We start from the raw sequence: 20513 nt of genomic DNA, 5'->3' as shown, positions 1-20513 counted from the left end.
AGATTATGCACGGCGGAAAGTCTGTATAAGTTCTGCGTAATCGAAAAGGATAAAAAGGGAGAGTGATGCGCATGAAAATATTGGGGGTTTCATTTTTTTTGCTGGCTGCCTGTCTGATCATTTCAGTAACGATAGATATGCTGCAAGGTTTCAGTTTCTATGGAGCGGTCCAAAACAACCTGTCCGCTTTTAAATTGACCACCTTCTCAGAATGGCTGATGCTGTTTTTATTCGCCCTCTTTTTAATCAGAGAAATGATCGTTTTATATAAATCAGGTAAAAAAGATGCCTGACAGGCGCACGGCTGTATTGTTTCAAAAAAGAACACATCCCTCCTTCTTTCGGAGTTCATGTGTTCTTTTTATTTTTCCGGCGGGACCGTTTTCAGATGACGATATTTCCGCTGTCCGTATCTGTCGCGTGTTTCACAATGACGCCTTTGATAATGCGGTTGCCGATGATTTTAGTACTTGCGGAGGAATTGGTTTGGATGGCGGAAGCAGAAGCGGCGGAAAGGTTGTTGATGGTATTTCCCGACACGAGGGAATTTGAGGATCCGTTCAGATAGATGCCGATCGGGCTGCCCGCCGTTCGGTTGATCGTGAGCGTATTGTCTATGACTTCATGCGTGCCTGAATTCAGATACACGGTAACGATAAGCGGTGATGATTCAAAACGGTTGCTGATGACAGAGGTTCCCGAGGATGTTGAACTGAAAATGGGATAGTTTTTGTAGCTTTTGAAGAGATTTCCCTTGATGACAGCCCTGGCGTCATTTGTCACAGATACGGCATAGGACTCCGCGACGCCCTGATACGCATTCGGAATCAGCGTATTTCCTTCAATAACGGCATTTCCGCCTGTGACCCATATGCCCCGGCTGAACGATTTCAGCACATTTTGTTTTACGGTGATATTGCCGGCCGACATGCTGATTCCGTCCGTTACCTGATTCAGAGTATTATTCATAAAGACGGCGTTTTCCGACAGCGTCGCCCGCATCCCCGTGCTTCGTCTCGTTTCGGAACGTCCGTTTTCAATGACATTGCCGTCAACGGTCACATCTTCCGCCTGATAGACGGAAATGCCCGTATTTTCAAATTGACTGATTTTGTTATGGGTGACGAGGACGCTTTTTCCCCTTACATCTACTCCGGTGGAAAAACCGGTAATCAGATTGTTGGAAATGACGGCATTGCTGCTGTCCTGTCCCTGTGACACACCTTGTCCGGCGACTGCGGTCCTTGAGCCGCCGTCTGACCGAAAGAAGATATTCCCCGAAATGACGGTATGTGCCCCATACCCGTAGCTGATTGTGTTATCGGAATGATTTCCTTCAATTAACACATGATATCCGTTAAAGTTGGTGACTGAGCTTGCGGCGTTTCCGGAAAAGAAGTTGTTGCGGACCGTAATATGAAGAGCTTCTTCATAATCAATATCGCCTTCTCCGTACGATTCAATATCGATTCCGAATTTCGGAGCCGTTCCGTTCCCTTGCCCGGCGTCTTCAATCACGCATTCTTCCACCGTAACGGTATGGCAGCCGGTGATTGAAATGTTGTTCCGCCTTGACTGCCTGATCTCACAGCGGCGGATGGTCACCTGTTCTGAAGTTTCGTAATCACTGTTTGTTTTTAACCCGAGCGGGCTGACAATTATGCCGTCTCCCGTAAAATCCGAAATCTTCACATTTTCGATCAGCACATTGCTGCTGCCTTCAATACAGATTCCAAACCCCCATTCATGGGTCGACCGCAAAGGGACATTGGTATACGTGTGTTCATCCCGTTCCCCGATGATCCGGCCGCCGGTGATGGTGACATTTTCACGCCTGCCTATATAGAAAGCCGAGTAGCCCCAGGAGCTGTTCGGCGCCACTTTAATCGTGCATTCCGGATCTAAAACGACGGTGAGATGGCTCGGCACGTTAATCCCGGCGTTCCGAAACGGCTGGCTTCTGTCCCCGCCAAGCGTGCCGTTGATTTTATAGGTTCCCGGCGGAAAAAACACCGTATGACAGCCTTCGCTGACGGCCTTGGCCAAGCATTGGTTGATGGCGCCCGTCACATCGGTTTTTCCGTCTGCCTCCACACCGCAATCCGTAATATCCAATATACGATTCGGCAAGTGATAATCTCCTCCTTCCTCTCTTATTGTCATCTTATTCCGCCATATCCCGCTCCGCCTGTACATACTTTAAATTTTATTAAAAAAGTTTATAAAGATAGTTTAGTCAGATAATATAACAAAATAAGTCATTGGAATTAGGAAAATTCGTCTATATTCAACGTTTTAATATCTTTTCATTCTGGAATTTTTTGAATTCAGTATAAATTATATTGACACAAGTATTATATAAGAATATGATTTTTGTAATACACTTTTTTAAGAAAGGGTTGGCTCAGGTGGCATCTATTGATAAGGACTCTATAACAGAAACTGTGCCGCAACGAGGCTTTTTCGGTCATCCCCGCGGCTTGTTCACACTGTTTTTCACCGAATTTTGGGAGCGTTTCTCCTACTATGGTATGAGAGCCATATTGCTTTACTATTTATACACGGAAGTCGCTCATGGCGGTCTCGGCTTTGATAAAACGACCGCAGTTGCCATCATGTCCATATACGGGTCTCTCGTATACATGTCGAGCGTCATCGGCGGATGGCTGGCCGACCGGGTATTCGGCACGGCAAACACCGTATTTTACGGCGGAATTTTAATTATGTTCGGGCACATCGCTCTTGCCTTCCCTGGCAGCACGGCGGCGTTTTTTACCAGCATGGCTCTGATCATTATCGGAACCGGCCTGCTTAAACCAAACGTATCCAGCGTTGTCGGAGATTTATATACGAAGGAAGACGAGCGCCGCGACTCAGGTTTCAGCATCTTTTACATGGGGATCAACCTCGGCGGATTGCTTGCGCCGCTAATTGTCGGAACACTCGGACAGAAGTACAACTACCACTTAGGCTTCGGATGCGCCGCGGCCGGTATGTTCCTCGGACTGATTGTTTTCGCTCTTACGAGAAAGAAATACCTCGGCAAAGCAGGCTCCAATGTACCGAATCCGATTTCTAAATCATCAGTGATCGGCACGGGAATCGGAGTGGTCATCGCAGCAGCCGTTATCATCGTTCTGATTCAAACCGGCTGGCTGACGATCCAGCGTGTGATTGATACCGTCAGTATCCTCGGCATTGTCATTCCGGTTATTTACTTTATCGTGATGTTCACGAGCAAAAAAGCGACGAAAACGGAAAAATCACGGCTTGCGGCTTATGTTCCGCTGTTTGTTGCAGCGGCAATGTTCTGGGCGATTCAGGAGCAGGGCGCGACGATTCTTGCTTTATATGCGGATCAGCGCACGAGACTTTCCTTTGCGGGCATGCATCTTGAGTCTTCATGGTTCCAGTCTCTGAACCCATTATTCATCGTTATTTTCGCGCCGGTGTTCGCCTGGATCTGGATGAAGCTCGGCAAACGCCAGCCTTCAACACCGATTAAATTCGCGATCGGCATTATCCTTGCCGGATTATCATTTTTAGTCATGGTGCTTCCGGTTATGGGCGGGAGCGGCGAGCTTGTGAGCCCGCTTTGGCTTGTGCTCAGCTTCCTTTTGGTTGTGCTTGGTGAGCTTTGCCTTTCACCGGTCGGTTTATCCGTCACAACAAAACTTGCGCCTGCCGCTTTCTCAGCGCAGACGATGAGCATGTGGTTTTTAACAAACGCCTGCGGTCAAGCCCTGAACGCAAAAGTAGTCGGTTTGTTTGATAAGATTTCTGAAGCGGCCTACTTCGGCTCAATCGGTCTTGTTTCGATCATTCTCGGTATTATTTTGATTCTTCTGTCTCCCGTCATTAAACGGGCGATGAAAGGCGTACAATAACAGATAAAGAAAAGCCTGCGGAATCGTCCGCAGGCTTTTTTGATGCGTCTATTGTTTTAACTCCTCAAGTGTTTCTCTCCATCTCTTCAAGACATCTTCCGGTTCGTGGAGCTGGATGGCCGGTCCGGATGTCAGATCCGCGTATTTCGCCCGATCTTCCTTGACGGTGATCACGCGGCAGCTGAACCGTTCCCGCTCGTGTTTCGCCTCTTTCAGCGGCGGAAGCGCCTCACATTCCAATGTGACGTAATATGCGGCTCCTCCGTGCCAGGCGATGAAAAGAGCTTGTCCCGAATGCAGAAGGCTGCTTACGGTCGTCGTGTTTTTCCATAAGGCGAGCCGGAGATTTGTTCTGCTCACGGCCACGATTTCACCGGCGCTGATCATGGCCGCGTGCGGACGGCCTTCTTTTGTCACGGATTGGAGCACAAATGCGTCGTGCTGCTTTTTTTCAAGCTCCGTCCCGTCTAAAAGCGTGTAAAGCGCCTCCGGCAAGTGCTCCGTCAGCATTACGCTTTTCTTTCCGGAACAGCGGGAACATGTGCGGCCGTCTCCGTTTCTTTCGGATCAATTTTAAATGCCGGGTTGAATGCCGCCGGATTCGTGATGCTTTCCGGTTCACAGGATCTCCATGTGAAAAAGCAGGTTTGGCATTGGTAAATTTCCCAAGCGCCTTTGACCGGCGATTGGCTGACGGTTTCTCCTTTTTTCGATTCACAGCGCGGGCAAGTTTTCATTGCAACCTCATCCTTTCTTATTGATTCATTAAGTCCATCAGTTTTTGTTCCCATTCTTTCGTTGTCAGCGGAGAATCAAGCGGCTGAGAATAATGGCCTCTTGTTTCCGGCGGGGCGGGCGTTGTCGCGTCAAGAATCATTTTGTGTGTCATCCCTGCCGGATCAGACCCCGGGTCAAGCGGAAGGACAGACAGGTCAGGAATGATGACTGCATCGTGTTTCGGATGCATTTTCGTTGAGAGCGCCCACATGACTTGCGGCAGGTTAAACGGATCGACATCCTCATCCACGACAATGACCATTTTGCAGTAGCCGAGTCCGTGCGGCGTGGTCAGGGCGCGCATGCCGACCGCCTTGGCAAATCCGCCGTAGCGCGTTTTCGTGGAAATGATGGCGATCAGGCCGTGCGTATACATCGCGTTCACGGCGACAATTTCGTTCGGATAAGCTTCCTTGAGCTGCTGGTAAAGCGGCACGCACGTATTAATGCCGATCATATAATCGCACTCCGTCCACGGCATGCCTAAGTATAAATGTTCAAAAATCGGATTGTTTCTATGATATACCCGTTTGATTTTGATCACCGGCATGCTGCGGCCGCCTGAATAATGGCCCGTGAACTCACCGAAAGGTCCTTCGTATTCCCGTTCTCCCGCAAGGATCTCTCCTTCCAGAACGACTTCAGCGCCCCAAGGGATGTCTAAATCAGACAGTTTAGATTTGACGATTCTGTAGGGCTCCCCTTGAATCGCGCCGGCCATTTCATACTCGGATTGATCGTATAACAGCGGAGTTGACGCAGCTGTCGTAATCACCGGCTCACAGCCAAGCGCGATCGTAACGGGAAGATTCACGCCGCGTTCTTCAGCTTGGCGAAGATGAATCGCAATATCATGCTGAGGCACGGGCTGAATGCCGAGGCGGTCTTTTCCCTTTACCTGCATTCTGTAAATGCCAACATTCTGCTTGCCGAAATTGTCCGGATCTTCAAGATCGCGTGAAATGACACACGCTTTATCCAAATAGTAGCCGCCGTCCCCCTGGTTGATTCTGAATAGCGGAAGGATGTCAAATAGATTGATATCTTCCGTTATTTCATTTTCATGAAACGGCGCGGTTTCTTCCCGTTTGACCGGCACCGGAAATGCATCGTACCGTTTGGCAAACTCAAAGAATTGTTCTTTAACAGGCGAATCTTTCGGCATGCCGAGCATCATCGCATGATTCGGCCACGAGCCGATGACATTCAGAGCCACCTGCGCATGGTGATGTCCGTAAATATTGTTAAACAAAAGCGCAGGGGTTTTATCCCCGAGATTGCTGGCTGCACGCGCGGCGGCGCCCAGATCCGGCTCCGGTTTTACCTCTTCGTTGACTGTTAAGAGCTGCCCTTCTTTTTCAAGAGCGGCGAGAAATTCCCTAAAATCCTGATAGGCCATTATCAGATTCCTCCTTTTTGTTTTTCAATTCCGTACCACCGTTTCGCTTCCGGCAGACGGATGCCGAACTGATCGAGCGTCCGGAACACAATATGGTCGATCAATTCATCCATGTCAGCCGGCTTGTTATAAAATGCCGGCATCGGCGGAAGAATGACGGAACCCATTTTTGTAAGCGCTAGCATATTTTCTAAATGAATTTGGCTGAGCGGCGTTTCTCTTGTCAGCAGCACAAGTTTTTTCCGCTCCTTCAGAATGACGTCAGCCGACCTTGTCAGCAGATTGTCAGCCATTCCGGTGCGGATGCTTGCCAGTGATTTCATGCTGCACGGAGCGATGATCATCCCGTCCGTTTCAAACGAGCCGCTTGAAATCGCCGCCGCTTGGTCTTTGTGAGAATACGTATAGGATGCGAGTTTCTCGACATCTTTTAACGTATAATCGGTTTCATGTGTAATGGTGACATTTGCCCAAGGAGACACGACAAGATGGGTTTCGATCTCCGCGGCTTTTAAATATTCTAAAAGCCTGATCCCGAATATGGCTCCTGTTGCCCCGGTCATTCCGATGACAAGCTTCATATTGACCCCTCCTTTACGCTTGAAATGTGGTGTCAAAACCATCATACTCCTGATATATCCATATGAAAAATATTCGTTAAATCTATGTATCATACCTTAAAGGTATAAAAGAAAGGAGCGCGTTCTCATGGATATCCGGCAATTGCGTTATTTCATCACCATTGCCCAAGAGCAGAAAATCACGACGGCCGCCAAAAAGCTTCATATGGCACAGCCGCCTTTAAGCAGACAGCTGAAACAGCTCGAAGAAGAATTGGGCGTCATTCTGTTTGACCGCAATAAAAAGAAACAAATGACCCTTACATATGAAGGAAATGTCTTTTTGAAAAGAGCGAAAGAGATTCTTCATAAGTTTGAGGACGCTATAATCGAGGTACAAGAGCTGAAGGAGGAGGTGGCCGGGACACTTGCCGTCGGGTCAACCATTTACTGCGCCGCGCTCATGCTTGAGAAAGTGTCACAGATGAAAGAGCGGTTTCCGCATCTCACCTTTAACATTTGGGAAGATGAGCCCGTCTCACTGCTCGAGCTTCTGGAAACCCGGCAGATTGACGCCGCCGTCACCACCACCTTGATTAAAAACGACGGCATTGAATCGAAGGAGCTTGAAGACATTCCGTGTGTATTGGTGCTGTCCGAGCATTCAAAACGACTGTGCGGTGAAACGATTAAACTGAATGACATCGCCTCTTTGCCTTTGATCCTTTTGCGCACCGTCAATGGAAGAGGTGTGTATGACCAAGTCCTCCAAGTTTGTGAACAGTACGGTCTCGACCTTCAGGTTGTCTGTGAGTGCCATGACTCCGCGACGCTCTTGAGCCTCGTATCATCAGGGTTCGGCGCCACAATTCTGCCTTTGACGATGATTCCCGTCCATATGCGCTCGCATGTCAAAACGGTTATCATCGAAGACAACCCGTTTGTCATGACACCGGCCGTCATCTGGAGAAAAGACAGCTATCTGCCGAAGCCGGTCAGACAGTTTTTGGCATTATTTTGATCCGGAACACGAAGAATTCCCGCTTATGAAAACCAATTACTTGACTCATACTAAAAAAAAGTTATCCTTTACAATTGGGAGCTATTTTTTCTCAATAAAACTACTCAGAAAAGTGGGGAATAAAGAAGATGAAAAAAGCATTATTCGCTTTGTTCATGATGGTCAGCATCGCAATGCTTGCAGCCTGCGGAAACTCACAGGACAGCGGATCTAAGTCAAAAGACGGCGATCTTTGGGCTTCTGTCAAGAAAAAAGGCGTACTGACCGTCGGTACAGAAGGAACGTACGAACCGTTTACCTTCCATGATAAAAAGACTGACAAACTGACCGGATATGATGTTGAAGTGATTCAAGAAGTCGCGAAACGCCTCGGTCTGAAAGCTGACTTCAAAGAAACGCAATGGGACAGCATGTTTGCCGGATTAAACGCGAAACGGTTTGACGTCGTTGCCAACCAAGTCGGCAAAACAGGCCGTGAGAACCAATATGATTTTTCGGATAAATACACAACGTCAAATGCAGTCGTCGTGACGAAAAAAGACAGCACGATTGCGAAAGAGGCTGATGTCAAAGGAAAAACAGCGGCTCAGTCATTAACAAGCAATTACAATAAATTAGCGAAAGAAGCCGGCGCGAAAATTGAAGGCGTTGAAGGCATGGCGCAATCCCTTCAGCTCATTCAGCAGGGCCGCGCTGATCTGACTTACAACGATAAGCTTGCCGTACTGAACTACTTAAAAACGTCCGGCAATAAAAACGTGAAAATCGCGTTTGAAGCAGGCCAGCCGCAGCAGACGTATTTCGCATTCCGAAAAGGAAGCGGCGAACTTGTGACTCACGTCAACAAAGCGTTAAAAGAAATGAAAGAGGACGGGACTCTTTCTAAAATAGCGAAAAAATGGTTCGGCGAAGATGTTTCTAAGTAACATGCCGGAACCCGTGATTGCAACAGCCATTCCTTGGGATCTGGTGCAGCAGTCATTCTGGCCGATTCTTTCCGGGGGAATCTATTATTCGATTCCCCTTACCATTCTTTCCTTTATTTTCGGAATGATCATCGCGCTGATTACGGCGCTCGCCAGAATGTCAAATATGAAACCATTGAGATGGGTGTTCAGCGTATACGTATCAGCAGTGCGCGGCACTCCTCTTCTCGTTCAATTGTTCATCATTTTTTATCTGTTCCCGACATTTAATATTACGCTGGATCCTTTCCCAAGCGCAGTCATCGCGTTTTCATTAAACGTGGGCGCCTACGCTTCTGAAATCATCCGGGCATCTATTTCATCCGTGCCGAAAGGGCAATGGGAAGCCGGTTATACGATCGGCATGACCTATCGCAAGACATTGTTCCGCGTGATCCTGCCGCAGGCGTTTCGCGTGTCCATTCCGCCATTATCAAATACATTTATCAGCCTGATCAAGGATACATCTCTCGCGTCACAGATTCTCGTCGCGGAGCTGTTCAGAAAAGCGCAGGAAATCGGCGCGCAAAACCTTGATCAAATCTTGGTCATCTATATTGAAGCCGCCTTTATTTATTGGATCATCTGCTTCTTGCTGTCAATCGTACAGCACGTGATCGAACGGCGTCTCGACCGTTATGTGGCCAAATAAGGAGGTTTCGATATGCTTTCCGTCAAAGGATTAAATAAATCATTCGGACAGAATGAAATTTTAAAAAAGATAGATATGGAGATAGAAAAAGGGAAAGTCATCGCCGTTCTGGGACCGTCCGGTTCAGGAAAAACGACGCTTCTGCGCTGTCTGAACGCGCTTGAGATCCCCAATCGCGGCGAGCTGGCATTCTCCGATTTTTCAATAGATTTCTCCAAAAAAGTGAAGCAGGCTGATATTCTTCGCCTCCGCCGCAAATCAGGCATGGTCTTTCAGGCGTATCATCTGTTTCCTCACCGCACGGCGCTTGAAAACGTCATGGAAGGACCCGTTCAAGTGCAAAAGCGCGACAAGGAGCAAGTCAGAAAAGAAGCGATGGAGCTTCTGGAAAAAGTCGGACTGAAAGACAAAATGGATTTATATCCGTTCCAGCTTTCCGGCGGTCAGCAGCAGCGTGTCGGCATCGCCCGCGCGCTTGCGATTCAGCCCGAGCTGATGCTGTTTGACGAACCGACGTCAGCGCTTGATCCGGAGCTGGTCGGCGAGGTGCTCAAAGTGATTAAGGATCTGGCGAACGAAGGCTGGACGATGGTCGTCGTCACCCATGAAATCAAATTCGCGCAGGAAGTGGCCGATGAAGTCATCTTCATTGACGGCGGCGTCATTGTGGAACAAGGACCGCCGGAGCAAATTTTCTCCGCGCCGAAAGAAGAACGCACGCAGCGGTTTTTAAATCGTATACTGAATCCTTTGTAGGAGCGGGAGAAGAAGCGAAACACTGATTTCGCTTCTTCTTTTTTTTGGCGGTTATGCTACAATGACAATTAATGAAATTTTATGAAAGAAGGGACCTCTTTGAAGCGGGAATTCTTGATGCGCTGGACGTTTTATTTTGCCGGTCTGTTAATTTTGTCTTTCGGGGTATCGTTAACCATTAAAGGAAAAGCTCTCGGCATCAGCCCTTGGGATGCCTTTCATTATGGGCTTTTTCAGCATTTCGGGCTTTCTGTCGGCCAATGGTCCATCGTGGTCGGCGCGGTCATCGTGGCTTTAACCTGCCTGTTCACAAGGACACTCCCGAAAATCGGCGCTATCTTAAACATGGTGCTGATGGGAATGTTTATTGATTTCTTTTCGTTTCTGCTTCCTGAGACGCACGCTTTTTCCTTAGCGGCCATGTGTTTTTCTATCGGATTGCTGCTGATCGGCTGCGGCGTCGGTATTTACGTATCAGCAGGGCTCGGCGCGGGCCCCCGGGACTCTCTGATGATGCTGATATCTGAAAAAACGGGCTGGAACGTGCAATGGGTGCGGAACGGCATTGAGCTGACGATTCTTGCCGCAGCCTGGATGATGGGCGGACCGATCGGCGCCGGAACCATTATTACGGCTGTTTTGACGGGGCTGATTCTGCGTTTTTCTTTGCCGCAGTCCTCTAAACTGTTAACATACGCGATCTCCGGGCGGGCAACGTCCGTTCATTAAAAACAAAGCCGAAACGGTTTTGTTTTTTTATTTTCGGACAGCTTTCGCCTGATATGATAGGATGGTTTTGACAATATTTTCAGACGGAGGATCTGGACATGAAAATTTACGGAGTATATATGGACCGCCCGCTTTCTGCAGGGGAAGAGGATCGGATGATGGCGGCCGTGTCCGCCGAAAAGCGGGAAAAATGCCGGCGCTTTTACCATAAGGAGGATGCTCACCGCACCTTGATCGGCGACATGCTGATCCGCACCGCTGCGGCGAAGGCTTACGGACTTGATCCGGCCGGGATTTCATTCAGCGTTCAGGAATACGGAAAGCCGTACATCCCCGCGCTTCCGGACATGCACTTTAATATTTCCCACTCCGGTCGCTGGATCGTGTGCGCCGTTGATTCAAAACCGATCGGCATTGATATTGAAAAAATGAAGCCCGGCACGATTGATATCGCCAAACGGTTTTTTTCGCCGACGGAATACAGTGATCTGCAAGCGAAACACCCCGATCAGCAGACCGATTATTTTTACCACCTGTGGTCGATGAAAGAAAGCTTTATCAAACAGGCCGGAAAAGGGCTTTCCCTGCCGCTTGATTCATTCAGCGTCCGCCTCAAAGACGACGGCCATGTGTCCATTGAGCTCCCGGACGGACATGAACCTTGTTTCATCCGCACATATGATGCGGACGAGGAGTATAAGCTGGCCGTTTGTGCGGCGCATCCCGATTTTTGTGACGGGATTGAGATGAAAACGTATGAAGAGCTGTTATAAGCAATCCGTCAGCATTTTGATGCCTCGCGTGATATCCCCTGTCTTGACGTTGGACACGTTGAGTTTGATGATATTTTCTTTCGGAAAATCCGATAGGTAATGGCTGTCAATCGGCTCCACCAGCACGCCTTGCGCTTTCAGACGCTGCACAACTCTTGAAGCGGAAAGGCTTTTCTCCAGCACGAGATGGGTATGGATCGACGTTTGCTTTACAGAAAAACCGTCGTACTCCTGCAGCGCGTTTTGGAGCAGCTCGGAACGTGCTCTGTAAGAGGCCCGGATTTTTTCTTTATGCCTTTTGAACATGCCGCTTTTGATATACACTTCAAGGGCCGCTTGGGATATCATCGAACAGTCGATATCGCTCAGCTTTTTATACGTATGGAAAACCGGGGCCAGCGAATCCGGGAGCACAGCCGCTCCAACACGCAGCCCCGGAAAAATCATTTTCGAAAAGCTTTTCAAATAAATCACGCGGGAAGACAGATCGTAGGCGTACAGCGGGTCTGCCTTCTGATTGTCCTCTAAATCTCCTAGGAAATCATCCTCAACCAAATAAACGTCATACGCCTCCGCTAATCGGACAAGCTCTCGTTTTTGCCATTCTGTCAGAGAGCTGCCGAGCGGATTATGAAATCGGGGCATCGTGTAAAAAAACTTAATTTCCTCCGTCTGAAACAGCCGCTCGACTTCCGCCATATCAAGCCCCTCAGCCGTCCGTTTAATGCCGCAGGCGGGAAGGCGCAGCGCTTCAAGCTGCTCCACCATCAGATGATAGCTCGGCTGTTCGATTAAAATCTTCTTTTTTCCGTTCGGAAACGGCATCAGAGACAGCAGGGATAACGCCTGCTGCACACCCGAGGTGATAAAAATGTTCCGCTCTTTTGCAAATACCTGATAATCGGATAACAGCGTCTGAAGCACCCGGATTAAAGACGGAAGCCCCTGCGGCGTGCCGTAAATGAACAAATCATTTTTATACATATCAATGGCTTTGTTGATGCAATGCTGAAAGTCGCGGTACGGAAAAATATCAGGGTCCGGCGCCGAGGCTGCAAAATCAATGATACCTGTTTGTTCTCGCTCCTGCTTTTTGTCATTTTTAATAAGATAGTAGCCGCTTTTCGGCACGGCATAAATAATGTGCCGTTTTTCAAGCTCCTGAAGCGCACGGATGACGGTGCTTTTACTGACGTGAAAACGCTCGGCCAGCTGCCTGATAGAAGGCAGCCGCGCCCCTTCCTGAAAAGTGCCGCCTTCAATGAGACTCTCCACTTCTATCATCACGTTCATATACTTTTCCATGCTGAACCTCCATCTGTACCGGTACAGTTTATCATTATTCTCATTGTACTGCTTCTTCCCTTCCCATACAATAAAAGGGAGCGGCCGGCGCTCGATCTCATTAAAGGAGTTCGTAAAGATGATTAATCAAAACCGTTTGGCTGCTGCTTACCTCGCTGCCATTTTAAATGCGCTGATTATCGGTTTTTCCTTTATATTTGTCAAGATTGCGCTTCAATCCGCCAATCCGTTTGATATATTGGCTCATCGGTTCACAGCGGCCTTCATCTGTGCAATGCTTCCTGTTTTATTCGGCTGGATCAAACTGTCCGTCAGCTGGAAGAATGTGCTGGCGATCTTGCCTTTGGCCCTTTTATATCCGGCTTTGTTTTTCAGTTTTCAGGCGTTCGGCCTTTTGTATTCTTCATCATCGGAAGCCGGTATCATTCAAGCCGCCATCCCGATTTTTACGATGCTGTTTTCGTCTTACTTTTTAAAGGAACGTCCGACATGGGCGCAAAAGGGATTCACATGCCTGTCAGTGGCCGGGGTGGTATTTATTTTCACAATGAAAGGGGTGTCCGCGGAATCGGCGAGTTTTAAAGGTGCTTTCCTGATCCTGTTGTCCGCGCTGTCCTCCGCCCTTTACAATACGGCAGCGAGACGCATGACCCTGCGTTTTTCATTGGGTGAGCTGACCTGGTGCATGTCTGCGATCGGCTTTGCTTCCTTCAACTGCATCGCTCTCTTCCGGCACGGAGCGGAAGGAACGATCGGGCAGTATTTTCTGCCCTTCCGCGATCCCGGTTTTATCGCAGCGATTCTGTATTTAGGCATTTTGTCTTCTCTCATTACATCATTGATGTCAAACTACGCGCTGTCCAAGATTGAAGCGTTTAAGATGAGCGCCTTTAACAATTTGTCCGTCATCGTGACGATGCTTGCGGGTGTCCTCGTTCTCCATGAGTCACTCCGCTGGTATCATATCGCCGGGGCCGTCTGTATCGTCATCGGAGTCTTGGGAAGCAATGCTTCAGGACGGCGGAAAAAAAGCATATTACGACATAGGGAAAAAATGAAAGGAAACGAAGACGGAATATGATCAACACACGAAATGAAAATATCTATCTCGCGGGCTGCTTAACATTTGCCGATGTAAGAAAACACTTTGGCCATCATCAAGGAAAATCCGCGGCTGTCTGTTTTTTGATTATGCTGCTGGCTTCTGCCATCTGTTTTGAATGAACGGCCCGGTTACAGGCGGCACATGGGGCGTCAGAGCTCTCCTGAATTTCCTTGCAGCTGTGATTCTCTCTTTGGCAGTCACGGTGATCGCAACGGCAATCTCATTCTTCCGTCTTTACAGAACATACAAAACGAATCAGCGGCTGAAATCTGCCAGAAGTATTACGATTCATCAGCTCGGAATCAGCCAAAAACAAAAAAACGCAAGCATTCTTTTTGAATGGGATGAACTGCTCTCGGCTAGGGAGCACAAAGATATGTTTCGATTACAAACATCGGGTTACGGAACACTTCTGCTGCCGAAACGACTTTTCTATTCGCAAAAAGATATCGCCGTTTTCAGGCAAATGCTCCGGGAAAATGTGAATGAGAAAGTAAATGTAACAGAATAAAAGACAAAAAGGAGGGTGCCCCCCTCCTTTTTTGTCAGCCTGATATTTCCGCCTGTTTCTGCAGCTGCTTTGCTTCTTGATAAATTTCTTCGAACAGATCCGCGATGTGTTCTTCTTCAACACATGAAAATGCGATTCGCAAATCGGTTTCATTAATGGATATCGTCCCGATTCCTCTCTTTTCAAGCAACGATACTCTCAATTCGCCGGCGTTTATGTCTTTCAGCCGGACACACATGAAATAACCCGAGTTAAACGGATAAGGCGTCCATACGTCTTCATAGTGCTTGTTTTCTGCAAGAACGGCTTTCACTTTGTCAGCCCGTTTTTTCATGATGTTATATTTCAGCGATTTTTCTTTCTCGTATTCCGGTGACTGCATCGCCCGCAGCATAAACGTTTGGGACGGGTGCGGGGCGCTTGAAATCGTTCCCCTGATAATCCCTTTTGTTTTTTCCTCAAGCACGCGCAGCGCTTTTTCGCTTTTTGTGCTGTACGTAATAAAACCGACGCGGAAACCCCACGCGTAATTTTCCTTCGTCGCGCCGTCTATTTTTACGCAAAGCACCCGGTCGTGCACTTGGGCGAGTTTGCTGAAGATGGATTCCTGAATGGCCGTTTCATCGTAAAACAGATTGTAATACGCATCGTCTACGAGCACGACAATCTCTTTGCCGGCCTCCGCTGCCTCCAGAATCACGCTGACGATTTCTGCCGCTTCCTCTTCTCCCGGCGTATAGCCTGTCGGATTATTCGGGAAATTCAGCACGACAATCGCCTTTTCTTCCTGCTTTTTCAGCAGCTCGGACAGCCCCGCCGCATTAAAACGCCCATCCTGCTGAAAAAGCGGGTACGTCTCAATGGATGCCTTGCGCCGGACACCGAAAATGAAATTGTAATTTCCCCAATATTTATCAGGCAGAAGCAGCGTATCCCCTTCATTGACGAACAAGTCGGCGGCGATGCTCAGCCCGTGTGTTAAAGCGTTTGTCACGATCGGCGCGCTGATGTCTTTGCCGGCTAATGAAGGATTTTCGAGACGCATTTTTTTCAGCCATTCCTGTCTGAGCGGCTCTTTTCCCTGCGGCGGAGCATAATCGTAGATATCATCGGGGTTATAGGCGGACAGTGTCTCTTGAATATGGGAAAAGTGCATGGACTCGCCCTGTGAGGTGGCGATTCCGATCGTGGCATTATACTTTCCGGCCTTGGCTTTCGCTTCCGCCGATTGTGTCAGCACCCCTTTCGGATAAAACAACTCTCTGCCCAAATCAGAAAGCATATGAAGCACGTGCGGGTTTTCTTCAGATAATGTTCTGTTCAGCTCTTTTGCTGCATCATTCATGTACGACAATCCCTTCAAAATTATATTCCATCAAATCATAACATAAAATTTTTGATAAATGAGAAAACTCGCGGGCAGATTTTGTTACAAAAAACAGACAGCGAATGCTGTCTGTCATATCCTATAACAATTGGCCTGCAGTGCTCCTGTTAATAATCTCATAGATTCGTTCCGCCACTTTTTCAGTTTCACTTAATATGAACATGTGGCCGTCCGAAAACTCATGAAATACGGGATTGTCGGCCCATTTTTTCCATCCGTCCGCATCTTTGATACATTTTTTATCTTTCCGCCCGTTAAAAATATGGACGGGTGATTGAATGATGTGAGAATCAGACGGACGGAAGCTTTCAAGCGCGCGGTAGTCGGATCTGAAAGAAGGCAGGAAAAATGACATGACCTCCTTATTCTCCACTAACTCCTGCGGCATTCCGCCAAGCTCGATAATATGGGCGAGAAATTTTTCATCATCAAGATGAGACACTTTTTTCCTTTCCACATGCGGCGGCTGAATGGCTGAGATGATCACGGCCTGCGGGTAAATGCCCTCCCGCTCCAGCTTTTGCGCCAGCCTGAAAGCGACCATGCCTCCCATACTATGGCCGAACAGCACAAAAGGGCGGTCGGGATGGAGATTCAACTCCTGCTTGTATAAACTGACAAGCTGTTCAAAATCCTCAACGGCGGACATTTGATTTGTTCCGTGTCCCGGCGGTTCCGCGGCAAGCATCTCACACTCACCTTGAAGGTAGGTGTGGAGCGGGCGGAATGATGCGGAATAGCCTCCTGCGAACGGAAAACAGATGAGCTGCGTTTTTTCTGTGGTATCGAACGATTTAAAGAGCTGGACCATTGGCGGGCTTCCTCCTTTTCTATCGTGAAGTTGTCAGCTTCAGATGTTCCTTCTTTAGGAATTCGAGCAAATATGCCGCATTCCTTTCGAGACATTCCCCCTGAAGCATTTCTGCGTGCGTGCCGCAGCCTTTTTTCACACGGTATTCACCTGTCGTGGCTTCCTCCCACGAAGCGAGCCACGGCGGCATCGCAAAGTCCGGTTCTGACGTTAAAAGATCTATATCCGCATTGACCGTGCCGGTGCTGACGGTATGCACAAAATAAGAATAAAACGCGTTTGTTTTTTTGGCGAGACCTTCTTTGACAGCTTCGTCATTCAGCGCTTCATTGTCCCGGTTTACCTTCATCAGCGCCTGGACATCACTTTCTACGGTGCGGCCTTCCAAGTCGCTGACGCCTTGTTTTTTATAGGAATCAACCATGATCAGCCGCTCCACTTTACGGCCCCCTGCTTCAAGGCGTTTGGCCGTTTCAAAGGCGAGCGTGCAGCCTGCCGAGTATCCGAACAGCTTGACCGGTCCTTCCGGCTGGAGCTGATTGATCAGCTCTGTGTAGCGTTCGATGCGGTTGTCTTCCTCAATAAAATCAAACGCACAGATTTTATAGCCGGACAGCTGTTTTGCCAGCGGCTGGTACATCAGCCCGTAACCGAGAACCGGCGGGAACGCAAACAGTGTGTCAGACTGATTTTTATTCATGATGGTGAGATCTTTCATTCCTTTTTCTTCACCGTGAAGCAGATAACCGGCAATGTCTGCGATTGTCGTCGCTTCGAATAACAGCTGCACCGGAATGTCCGTACCGAGCTCTTTTTTAATGCGCGACGCTGCCGTCATCGCTTTTAAGGAATGGCCTCCGAGCGCGAAGAAATCATCATGAATCCCGATCTGCTGTCTGCCGAGGATGTCGGACCAGATGTGTGCAATCGTTTCTTCCGTCGCGTTTCGAGGCCCGATCCATTCTTTCGCCGCCTGAGCCTGATCCGGTTTCGGCAGCTGCCGTTTATTGACCTTCCCGTTTGTCGTTAAAGGAAGCTCCTCTAAGAAAGTAAAGGTTTGCGGCACCATGTAAGCAGGAAGCTGTTTTTTCAGGTGCCTCTTTACGTCTTCAGCTGAAAGCGGCGTCCGGTTCACGAGGTAGGCGTTGATTGATGCATCTCCAGACTCATGGCGGTCTGCAACAACGACCGCATCTTTCACACCCGGGTATTCCTGCAGCTGCTTTTCGATTTCTTCAAGCTCAATCCGGTGTCCGCGTATTTTGACCTGGTCGTCAATACGCCCGGCGTATTCAATTGTTCCATCCGGCAGCCAGCGTGCTAAATCCCCTGTGCGGTAAAGCGTTTCTCCCGGCTTGAACGGGTTTGGGATAAACGTTTGCTTCGTCAGGTCATGACGGTTCAGATACCCTTTTGATACACCCATTCCGCTGATGCACAGTTCACCGACAGCTCCAAACGGCTGAAGCTGATTTTGCCCGTTAAGAATATAAACACTGGCATTGCTGATCGGCTTTCCGATCGGCAATGAGGAAAGGGAATCCGGTATATCATGCACGACGTGAGCTGTCGCAAACACCGTGCCCTCAGTCGGCCCGTAGCAATTAATCAGCTTGCCGGGCCCCATGATCTCAAGCGCCTTTCTGACGTGAGGCACTGACGCGCGCTCACCCCCGAATAACACACAGCGAAGCCCCTTCAGCCACTCCTCTCCCGCATCGGTGAGAAGATTAAAAAGTGCGGTTGTCGCAAACATGACATTGACATTCTCCTGCCGGATCAGATCAGTGAGCCGTTCTGTATCAAGCAGTGTATGTTCATCTGCGATAATGAGCCGTGCCGCATTCAGTATTGATGTGTAGAAATCAAAGGTAAATGCGTCAAAGGCGTAATTGGAAACAGATAAGAACGTATCTTTTTCAGAAAATGCCATGTAATCTACATGCTTGACCAATCCTTGAATATTGGCATGAGTGGTGATATTGCCCTTCGGCTTTCCGGTTGTGCCGGACGTATACATAATATACGCCGGATCATCGGGATCAATTGCGGCTGCAGGATCGCTTGCCTGTTCCTCAAACCGTGCTTGATCATCGATGATGAGTGTTGTTCCTGTATACGGCAGCTGAGCCGCTTTTTCTTTCATCTCCTGATGTGTCAGCAGACAGGCTGCCGCACTGTCAGCCAGCATGTACGAGATTCGGTCCTCCGGCAGCTTCGGATCAACCGGCAGATAAGCCGCTCCTGCTTTTAATACGCCGAGAATGCCGATCACCAGCTCAAGCGAGCGCTTCGTGTACAACGCGACAACAGTGTCCTTACCCGCACCTTGCTTTTGCAAACGGCGCGCAAGACGGTTCGCTTCCTCATCTAATTCACGATAGGAAAGAGTCTGGCCGGAATACGTAAGCGCCGATGCATCTGGATTTACATTCACCGCTTCCTTGAACCAATCTGTCAGAGGCTTCGCCTGATGAGTCTGAGCCGGCGGGTTTAAGCCGGTAAGCAGAAGCTCTCTTTCCTTTTCATCAACAAGTCTGATGGTATTGACAGGCTGATCCGGCTTCTGGATGAGCTGCTGAATCGCTGTGAGAAGCTGAGATTTTAAGCGCAGGATAAACGCCTCATCAAACACATTCCCGTTATAGGCAAGCTTAATCAGCATCTCATCACCTGGAGAAGCCATCAGGTTGAGATCATAATTCGATTTCTCAAAAACGTGTACATCCTCCATATCAAAGCCGTTTTCACTGTTCTCTTCATTTTTTGCATCCTGAAGCGGATAATTTTCAAACACAATGATGTGGTCAATCAGCTTTGGCTGATCGGCCTGGCTTTGAATATCATAGAGCGGCACATATTGATGCGGCTCAGACTGCAGCGATTGCTCCTGCAGCTGCTTGAGCAAGCCGTTAAATGTGGTATCCTCAGACAGCTTCACCCGCCTCGGAACAGCATTGATAAACAGCCCGACCATATGTTCAACGCCTTTGATTTCTGCGGGACGCCCGGAAACGACTGTGCCGAAGATCAAATCGCCGGACTGCTGGTAGCGGCTGATTAATACACTCCAAACCGCCTGAAGCGCCGTACTCAAAGTGGTATGCTGCGATTTTGCAAGCTCGGTAAATGCTTTTGTTTCCGCCTCCGGCAGTGAGAAGAGCAGCTCTTTCGGCTCATAGCCGTCCTTTTGTTTCTTTCTTTGCTCCGCAAATGTCGTTTGTCCTTCAAAATCTTCTAAGTACCCGCGCCAGTAATGCAGTGATGCTTGTTTATCCTGCTTTTCAAGCCACTTGATATAGTCTTTATACGGTTTGACCGGCGGCAGGCTGTACGGCTTTTGTTCACGCAGGGTATTGTATACCTTAAACAGATCCTGCACGACGATGCCGAAGCACCAGCCGTCCAAAATGATGTGGTGGTAGCTCCACACCCATTCAAAGCTTTCTTCCGATTTTTTAAAAATGGCTGCCCGCATCGGAATATCCCGCGTCAAATCAAAGCCCTTGATCTTATCCTGTTCTTTGTATTCATTGATTTTGGCTGTTTGCTCGCTGTCCGTTACATGTGTCAGATCGATTTCTTCTATCTGAAATTGCCGTTTTTTCAATACGACTTGGACCGGCCTTTTTACTTTTTCGTGAATGAACACGGTACGAAATACATCGTACCGGTCCATGATCACATTCATGCTTTCTTCAAGGCTTTTGATATTCAAGCTGCCTTTTACTTTCATTGTCATTTGTTCGATGTAAAAACTTTGGCCGGGATTCAGGAGAGTATGAAACAGCATTCCCTCCTGCATCGGCGACAAATAATACATGTCCTGAACCTGATCTTTGCTGAATTGGCTCATCTGCTCCGCTCCCCCCTTC

The 20513-nt window shown here is 48.5% G+C and carries 19 protein-coding genes; 10 read left to right on the top strand and 9 right to left on the bottom strand.

Annotated features, from left to right (window positions below; translation table 11 throughout):
- Positions 1–71 precede the first annotated feature (71 nt).
- Entirely contained in the window at positions 72–293 is a 222-nt protein-coding gene (locus tag JNUCC21_RS01910; RefSeq protein WP_007410254.1) for a hypothetical protein, read from the top strand.
- Between the two features lie 91 nt (positions 294–384).
- Here the strand turns inward: JNUCC21_RS01910 and JNUCC21_RS01905 are convergent, their stop codons facing one another.
- The gene (locus JNUCC21_RS01905; RefSeq protein ID WP_369878514.1) at positions 385–2130 is read right to left on the bottom strand and encodes a right-handed parallel beta-helix repeat-containing protein; all 1746 of its coding nucleotides are present in this window, start codon (positions 2128–2130) and stop codon (positions 385–387) included.
- Positions 2131–2408: 278 nt separating this feature from the next.
- Between JNUCC21_RS01905 and JNUCC21_RS01900 the strand changes: the two genes are divergently transcribed.
- Complete coding sequence (locus JNUCC21_RS01900) at positions 2409–3887, top strand: peptide MFS transporter (protein WP_012116786.1); 1479 nt, start codon at positions 2409–2411, stop codon at positions 3885–3887.
- Between the two features lie 48 nt (positions 3888–3935).
- Here the strand turns inward: JNUCC21_RS01900 and JNUCC21_RS01895 are convergent, their stop codons facing one another.
- The 4 genes from JNUCC21_RS01895 to JNUCC21_RS01880 are packed head-to-tail and all read right to left on the bottom strand — an operon-like array spanning position 3936 to position 6680.
- Positions 3936–4397, bottom strand: coding sequence for a hypothetical protein (locus tag JNUCC21_RS01895; RefSeq protein ID WP_007410251.1), 462 nt, complete (start codon positions 4395–4397; stop codon positions 3936–3938).
- Complete coding sequence (locus JNUCC21_RS01890) at positions 4397–4624, bottom strand: non-oxidative hydroxyarylic acid decarboxylases subunit D (RefSeq protein WP_007410250.1); 228 nt, start codon at positions 4622–4624, stop codon at positions 4397–4399. The genes JNUCC21_RS01895 and JNUCC21_RS01890 overlap by 1 nt, the downstream gene beginning before the upstream one ends.
- Positions 4625–4641: 17 nt before the next feature.
- A complete protein-coding gene (bsdC, locus tag JNUCC21_RS01885) occupies positions 4642–6063 on the bottom strand; it encodes a phenolic acid decarboxylase BsdC (RefSeq protein WP_072588788.1) in 1422 nt (473 codons plus the stop codon).
- A 2-nt stretch (positions 6064–6065) separates the two neighbouring features.
- Positions 6066–6680 carry a non-oxidative hydroxyarylic acid decarboxylases subunit B gene (locus tag JNUCC21_RS01880; RefSeq protein WP_087920750.1) on the bottom strand — a complete coding sequence of 205 codons (615 nt, stop codon included), beginning with the start codon at positions 6678–6680 and terminating at the stop codon, positions 6066–6068.
- Positions 6681–6771: 91 nt separating this feature from the next.
- Between JNUCC21_RS01880 and JNUCC21_RS01875 the strand changes: the two genes are divergently transcribed.
- The 6 genes from JNUCC21_RS01875 (at position 6772) to JNUCC21_RS01850 (ending at position 11519) form a co-directional block, all read left to right on the top strand.
- Positions 6772–7644, top strand: a complete 873-nt coding sequence (locus JNUCC21_RS01875; RefSeq protein WP_072588787.1) for a LysR family transcriptional regulator — start codon at positions 6772–6774, stop codon at positions 7642–7644.
- 128 nt (positions 7645–7772) lie between these two features.
- On the top strand, positions 7773–8570 hold the full coding sequence (tcyA, locus tag JNUCC21_RS01870) for a cystine ABC transporter substrate-binding lipoprotein TcyA (RefSeq protein ID WP_003156373.1): 798 nt from the start codon (positions 7773–7775) through the stop codon (positions 8568–8570).
- Positions 8557–9261 (top strand): amino acid ABC transporter permease, encoded by a 705-nt coding sequence (locus tag JNUCC21_RS01865; protein WP_003156375.1) that lies wholly within the window; start codon positions 8557–8559, stop codon positions 9259–9261. Before tcyA ends, JNUCC21_RS01865 begins: the two co-directional genes overlap by 14 nt.
- Positions 9262–9273: 12 nt before the next feature.
- Positions 9274–10017 carry a cystine ABC transporter ATP-binding protein TcyC gene (gene tcyC / locus JNUCC21_RS01860; RefSeq protein ID WP_012116781.1) on the top strand — a complete coding sequence of 248 codons (744 nt, stop codon included), beginning with the start codon at positions 9274–9276 and terminating at the stop codon, positions 10015–10017.
- A gap of 81 nt (positions 10018–10098) precedes the next feature.
- Complete coding sequence (locus tag JNUCC21_RS01855) at positions 10099–10746, top strand: YitT family protein (RefSeq protein WP_079891049.1); 648 nt, start codon at positions 10099–10101, stop codon at positions 10744–10746.
- A gap of 98 nt (positions 10747–10844) precedes the next feature.
- Positions 10845–11519: a 4'-phosphopantetheinyl transferase superfamily protein gene (locus JNUCC21_RS01850; RefSeq protein ID WP_024084876.1), complete on the top strand. Its 675-nt coding sequence runs from the start codon at positions 10845–10847 to the stop codon at positions 11517–11519.
- Here the strand turns inward: JNUCC21_RS01850 and JNUCC21_RS01845 are convergent.
- On the bottom strand, positions 11514–12824 hold the full coding sequence (locus tag JNUCC21_RS01845) for a PLP-dependent aminotransferase family protein (protein WP_052827034.1): 1311 nt from the start codon (positions 12822–12824) through the stop codon (positions 11514–11516). The two genes, JNUCC21_RS01850 and JNUCC21_RS01845, sit on opposite strands and share 6 nt — an antisense overlap.
- Before the next feature lie 118 nt (positions 12825–12942).
- Between JNUCC21_RS01845 and JNUCC21_RS01840 the strand changes: the two genes are divergently transcribed.
- Both JNUCC21_RS01840 and JNUCC21_RS01835 read left to right on the top strand, forming a co-directional pair.
- Positions 12943–13905, top strand: a complete 963-nt coding sequence (locus JNUCC21_RS01840; RefSeq protein WP_082187758.1) for a DMT family transporter — start codon at positions 12943–12945, stop codon at positions 13903–13905.
- Positions 13906–14044: 139 nt separating this feature from the next.
- Complete coding sequence (locus JNUCC21_RS01835) at positions 14045–14440, top strand: YcxB family protein (RefSeq protein ID WP_012116777.1); 396 nt, start codon at positions 14045–14047, stop codon at positions 14438–14440.
- Between the two features lie 34 nt (positions 14441–14474).
- On the opposite strand, the gene JNUCC21_RS01830 is transcribed toward JNUCC21_RS01835, so the two are convergent.
- From JNUCC21_RS01830 to srfAC, 3 genes are all read right to left on the bottom strand, one after another.
- On the bottom strand, positions 14475–15785 hold the full coding sequence (locus JNUCC21_RS01830; protein ID WP_076425721.1) for an aminotransferase class I/II-fold pyridoxal phosphate-dependent enzyme: 1311 nt from the start codon (positions 15783–15785) through the stop codon (positions 14475–14477).
- 121 nt (positions 15786–15906) lie between these two features.
- Positions 15907–16638, bottom strand: a complete 732-nt coding sequence (gene srfAD / locus JNUCC21_RS01825; RefSeq protein WP_012116775.1) for a surfactin biosynthesis thioesterase SrfAD — start codon at positions 16636–16638, stop codon at positions 15907–15909.
- A 19-nt stretch (positions 16639–16657) separates the two neighbouring features.
- Positions 16658–20494: a surfactin non-ribosomal peptide synthetase SrfAC gene (gene srfAC, locus JNUCC21_RS01820; protein ID WP_369878513.1), complete on the bottom strand. Its 3837-nt coding sequence runs from the start codon at positions 20492–20494 to the stop codon at positions 16658–16660.
- Positions 20495–20513: the final 19 nt, after the last annotated feature.

Origin of the sequence: Bacillus sp. JNUCC-21 (genome assembly GCF_041222765.1) — a bacterium.
GTDB classification, from domain to species: Bacteria; Bacillota; Bacilli; order Bacillales; family Bacillaceae; genus Bacillus; species Bacillus velezensis.
Note: the sequence above shows the minus strand (reverse complement) of the source record. Positions and strands in the feature narration are given on the sequence as shown.

Coding starts and splice junctions, on each gene's coding strand:
- JNUCC21_RS01910 (WP_007410254.1), top strand. CDS start 72: ATGAAAATATTGGGGGTTTCATTTTTTTTGCTGGCTGCCTGTCTGATC.
- JNUCC21_RS01895 (WP_007410251.1), bottom strand. CDS start 4,397: ATGCTGACGGAGCACTTGCCGGAGGCGCTTTACACGCTTTTAGACGGG.
- JNUCC21_RS01890 (WP_007410250.1), bottom strand. CDS start 4,624: ATGAAAACTTGCCCGCGCTGTGAATCGAAAAAAGGAGAAACCGTCAGC.
- bsdC (WP_072588788.1), bottom strand. CDS start 6,063: ATGGCCTATCAGGATTTTAGGGAATTTCTCGCCGCTCTTGAAAAAGAA.
- JNUCC21_RS01875 (WP_072588787.1), top strand. CDS start 6,772: ATGGATATCCGGCAATTGCGTTATTTCATCACCATTGCCCAAGAGCAG.
- tcyA (WP_003156373.1), top strand. CDS start 7,773: ATGAAAAAAGCATTATTCGCTTTGTTCATGATGGTCAGCATCGCAATG.
- JNUCC21_RS01865 (WP_003156375.1), top strand. CDS start 8,557: ATGTTTCTAAGTAACATGCCGGAACCCGTGATTGCAACAGCCATTCCT.
- tcyC (WP_012116781.1), top strand. CDS start 9,274: ATGCTTTCCGTCAAAGGATTAAATAAATCATTCGGACAGAATGAAATT.
- JNUCC21_RS01855 (WP_079891049.1), top strand. CDS start 10,099: ATGAAAGAAGGGACCTCTTTGAAGCGGGAATTCTTGATGCGCTGGACG.
- JNUCC21_RS01850 (WP_024084876.1), top strand. CDS start 10,845: ATGAAAATTTACGGAGTATATATGGACCGCCCGCTTTCTGCAGGGGAA.
- JNUCC21_RS01845 (WP_052827034.1), bottom strand. CDS start 12,824: ATGGAAAAGTATATGAACGTGATGATAGAAGTGGAGAGTCTCATTGAA.
- JNUCC21_RS01840 (WP_082187758.1), top strand. CDS start 12,943: ATGATTAATCAAAACCGTTTGGCTGCTGCTTACCTCGCTGCCATTTTA.
- JNUCC21_RS01835 (WP_012116777.1), top strand. CDS start 14,045: ATGAACGGCCCGGTTACAGGCGGCACATGGGGCGTCAGAGCTCTCCTG.
- JNUCC21_RS01830 (WP_076425721.1), bottom strand. CDS start 15,785: ATGAATGATGCAGCAAAAGAGCTGAACAGAACATTATCTGAAGAAAAC.
- srfAD (WP_012116775.1), bottom strand. CDS start 16,638: ATGGTCCAGCTCTTTAAATCGTTCGATACCACAGAAAAAACGCAGCTC.
- srfAC (WP_369878513.1), bottom strand. CDS start 20,494: ATGAGCCAATTCAGCAAAGATCAGGTTCAGGACATGTATTATTTGTCG.